3 protein-coding genes are annotated in these 4,383 nt (G+C 63.2%); 2 read left to right on the top strand and 1 reads right to left on the bottom strand.

Going from position 1 to position 4,383, the window contains the following annotated elements; translation table 11 throughout:
• Nucleotides 1-165: 165 nt before the first annotated feature.
• Nucleotides 166-1,119 (bottom strand): LysR family transcriptional regulator, encoded by a 954-nt coding sequence (locus tag LG31_RS0118435; RefSeq protein ID WP_033115874.1) that lies wholly within the window; start codon nt 1,117-1,119, stop codon nt 166-168.
• A gap of 155 nt (nt 1,120-1,274) precedes the next feature.
• Between LG31_RS0118435 and aguA the strand changes: the two genes are divergently transcribed.
• Together aguA and LG31_RS0118425 are read left to right on the top strand one after the other, a co-directional pair.
• Nucleotides 1,275-2,372, top strand: a complete 1,098-nt coding sequence (gene aguA / locus LG31_RS0118430) for an agmatine deiminase (protein WP_033115873.1) — start codon at nt 1,275-1,277, stop codon at nt 2,370-2,372.
• Nucleotides 2,373-2,641: 269 nt separating this feature from the next.
• A complete protein-coding gene (locus tag LG31_RS0118425; protein ID WP_033115872.1) occupies nt 2,642-4,345 on the top strand; it encodes an amidase in 1,704 nt (567 codons plus the stop codon).
• Nucleotides 4,346-4,383 lie beyond the last annotated feature (38 nt).

Below are 4,383 nucleotides of genomic sequence, written 5' to 3'. Positions count from 1 at the left end.
GCGGGAGAAGGGTTGGGGATGAGGGGGAGGGAGCCGCCCTCACCCTAGCCCTCTCCCAAAGGGAGAGGGAATTGATCGAGGTTCGGTTTGGGCCAAATGCTCCGTCAGCAAGTGCTTTTCACTGGGTCGGTTGGTGATCCCATTCAATTTCGGAGGCAAGAGTGTTTACCTCGGCCCTACCAGCTCTTTCATCAAATCTTTCAGCCATACCAGTGCGGGCTGCTGCGCGTGAACGGGGTGCCAGACGCAGTTTAGGTGGTAGTCGGGCACATCTTCGGGCAGCGGCAGGCTTTTCAGCGGCCAGTGAGTGGCGAGCAGTTCGGCTACCATGCTCGGCAACACCAAGAGGTGATCGCTCTGGCTGACGATGGCGGCGGCGGACATATAGCTCTGGCTGTTGACCGAGATGGTGCGGCTAAAGCCCTGACTCTTCAGATAGCGGTCGAGGCTCGCTTCCGAGGTGCCCAGCGGCGAGTGGAACACATGGGGCATGGCGATGAGCTGCTGCAAGGTAATGCGCTCCTGCCACTGAGAGGGGTCATCCTCGGCGCCAGCGGGGGCGGATTTGGCAATCGGTAGATCGGCGCGTACCAGCCCGGCCAGCGGCTCGGTGAGCCAGGTCTCTTTGCCGAGATACCCCGGCACCTGCATGTACTCGTCAAAGCCCAGCACCAGATCAATTTCGCCGCTTGCCAGCTCGGCCTCTGGCAGGGTGTCGCGCAGGATGCGGATCTCGATGGTGACCCCCGGCGCCAGCCGTCTGAGCCGCTGGATCAGCGGCGGGATCAGCACGCACTCCACGTAATCGGTGGTGCAGAGCACGAAGCGCCGCTTCGACTGGCTCGGCTCGAACTCCTCTTCCTCGGTGAGCTGCTGCTCCAGCAGCCGCAGCGCCTGCTGTACCCCGAGGTGCAACCGCTGGGCGCGCGGGGTCGGCAGCATCCCCTGCGGGGTGCGCACCAGCAGCGGGTCACCGAGAAAGGTGCGCAGCCGGTTAAGGGAGTGGCTCATGGCGGGCTGGCTGATAAAGAGCGCTTCGGCGGCGCGGGTGACGCTGCCCTGCGTCATCAGGGCGTCAAACGCGAGCAGCAGATTGAGGTCGAGCTGGTGCAGTTTCATGGGGGGGATTATTCGCCGTGTTTATGGGACAATCCATCCTATTCATTTGATGGATGGGGGCGCAACGTCTTAATCTGCGACCCACTCTTATTTTCCGGGTTCCCGCGCCGCATCGGGCGTAAACGGGGGCCTCAATCCATGCAAGGAGCCTTGCGATGAGCATCAAGACCATTAACTCCACTCCGGCCGCCGACGGCTTCACCATGCCCGCCGAGTGGGCGCACCAGCAGGCCGTCTGGATGATCTGGCCGTTTCGCCCGGACAACTGGCGCGTAGCCGGTCGCTTCGCGCAAGAGACCTTCGCCAAGGTGGCCGATGCCATCGGTGGTGCCACCCCGGTCTTTATGGGGGTTCCGGCCCAGTTTATGGAGCAGGCCCGCGCCATCATGCCCGCCCATGTGACCCTGGTCGAAATGAACAGCGATGACTGCTGGGCCCGCGATACCGGCCCGACCATCGTTACCAACGCTGCCGGCGAGTGCCGTGGCGTGGATTGGGGCTTCAACGCCTGGGGTGGTCACAAGGGCGGTCTCTACTACCCGTGGAATCAGGATGAAGAAGTGGCTGCCCAGATGCTGACCCAACACGAGATGGCTCGCTACGATGCGCCGCTCATTCTGGAAGGGGGCTCCATCCATGTTGATGGCGAAGGCACCTGCCTGACCACCGCCGAGTGCCTGCTCAACGAAAACCGCAACCCGCACCTGACCAAAGAGCAGATCGAAGCGCACCTGCGCGACTATCTGGGCGTCACCAGCTTTATCTGGCTGGACGAAGGCGTTTACATGGACGAAACCGACGGCCACATCGACAACATGTGCTGCTTCGTGCGTCCGGGTGAAGTGGCCCTGCACTGGACTGACGATCAGAACGATCCCCAGTACGCCCGCTCCGTAGCCGCCCTCAAGGTGCTGGAAGCGGCGGTCGATGCCAAGGGTCGCAAGCTGAAAGTGTGGAAGCTGCCCCAGCCGGGCCCGCTGTTCTGCACCGAAGAGGAGTCTGCTGGTGTCGAGAGCGGTACCGGTGTGCCGCGCGAGGCAGAAGGCCGTCTGGCCGGTTCCTACGTGAACTTCCTTATCACCAACGATCGCATCGTCTATCCGCTGCTGGATGTCGCCACTGATGGTGAAGCCCAGCGCATTCTGGAAGAGATCTTCCCGGAGCACACCGTGGTCGGCGTACCGGCCCGCGAGATCCTGCTGGGCGGTGGCAATATCCACTGCATTACCCAGCAAATCCCCTCTGGCAAGTAAGAACCGGATGACGATCCTGCTGCGAGGCCGTGATCAAGGCTTATGTGCAGCTCGCTTATGTGGAACAAACGGCTCATGTATTCACATACACTCCGGTTCCTGCGCTGCTCTTCACCTTGCTGACGGCCTCTCGCGACGGGTCGTAAACCGGTTCCAGCTGGTATTCAAAACCCCACGCCGTGGGGTTTTATCTCTTGATGGTGTGATGGTCGCCGGCGCTGATGCGGCGATCATCATGACAAACAGTCACCCTTTTACAGGAGATCCCCATGATCGAAGTGACCGAGGTTTCCATTGCCGAGCTGCGTGCCGCGCTCGAATCAGGCCGCACCACAGCGGTCGAACTGGTCAAGGCCTATCTGGCCCGGATCGAGGCTTACAACGGCCCCGAGACTGCCACCAAACTCAACGCTGTGGTGGTCGCCAATCCCGATGCGCTGAAAGAGGCCGAGGCTTCTGATGCCCGCCGCGCCCGTGGCGAGACCCTGAGCCCGCTCGACGGCATCCCCTACACCGCCAAAGACAGCTATCTGGTCAAGGGGCTGACCGCCGCCTCCGGCAGCCCGGCCTTCAAGGATCTGGTGGCCCAGCGCGATGCCTTTACCGTTGAGCGCCTGCGCGCCGCCGGTGCCATCTGCCTTGGCAAAACCAATATGCCGCCGATGGCCAATGGCGGCATGCAGCGCGGCGTCTATGGCCGCGCCGAGAGCCCCTACAACGCCGACTACCTGACCGCGCCGTTTGCCTCCGGCTCCTCCAACGGCGCCGGTACCGCCACCGCCGCCAGCTTCTCCGCCTTTGGTCTGGCGGAAGAGACCTGGTCGAGCGGCCGTGGCCCGGCTTCCAATAACGGCCTGTGTGCCTACACCCCGTCCCGTGGCGTCATCTCGGTGCGCGGCAACTGGCCGCTGACCCCGACCATGGACGTGGTGGTGCCTTATGCCCGCACCATGGCCGATCTCTTGGAAGTGCTGGATGTAGTGGTCGCCGACGATGCCGACACCCGTGGCGATCTGTGGCGCATGCAGCCCTGGGTGCAACTGCCCAAGGCCTCCGAGGTGCGTCCGGCTTCCTATCTGGATCTGGCTGCCAAGCCCGATGCCCTCAAGGGTAAGCGCCTCGGCGTGCCGCGCATGTTTATCAACAAGGATGAACTGGCCGGCACCAGCGAAAATCCCGGCATCGGCGGCCCGACCGGTCAGCGCATCCATACCCGCCCGACCGTGATCGCCCTGTGGGAGCAGGCCCGTCAGGCGCTGGAAGCCGCTGGCGCCGAAGTGATCGAAGTGGACTTCCCGCTGGTCTCCAACTGCGAAGGGGACAGACCCGGCGCGCCGACCGTGTTCAATCGTGGCATCGTGAGCCCTGAGTTTCTCAACGACGAGCTGTGGGAGCTCTCCGGCTGGGCGTTCGACGACTTCCTGCGCGCCAATGGCGATCCCAAGCTCAATAAGCTTGAGGATGTCGACGGGCCCAAGATCTTCCCCCACGATCCGGGCACCCTGCCGAACCGCGAGGGCGATCTGGCAGCGGGCATGGACGAGTACGTCAATATGGCCAAGCGTGGCATCAAGCGCTTTGACGAGATCCCCACAGTGCCGGACGGCCTGCGCGGTCTGGAAAAGACCCGCAAGCTGGATCTCGAGGACTGGATGGACGGGCTCAAGCTCGACGCCGTGCTGTTCCCGACCGTCGCCGACGTCGCCCCGGCTGATGCGGATGTGAATCCGGCCTCCGCCGATATCGCCTGGAGCAATGGCATCTGGGTTGCCAACGGCAACCTCGCTATCCGCCACCTCGGCGTGCCGACCGTCACCGTCCCCATGGGGGTGATGGCCGATATCGGTATGCCGGTGGGTCTGACCTTCGCCGGTCGCGCCTATGACGACAACAACCTGCTGCGCTTTGCCTCGGCCTTCGAGTCCACCGGCAGCAAGCGTATGGTGCCGCCACGGACGCCGCCGTTGGGGTGAGTGGTGTTGTGAGTTAAATCTCTCGGGGTCAACCGGGA

Origin of the sequence: Aeromonas lacus, assembly GCF_000764665.1 — a bacterium.
Lineage (GTDB): Bacteria > Pseudomonadota > Gammaproteobacteria > Enterobacterales > Aeromonadaceae > Aeromonas > Aeromonas lacus.
Note: the sequence above shows the minus strand (reverse complement) of the source record. Positions and strands in the feature narration are given on the sequence as shown.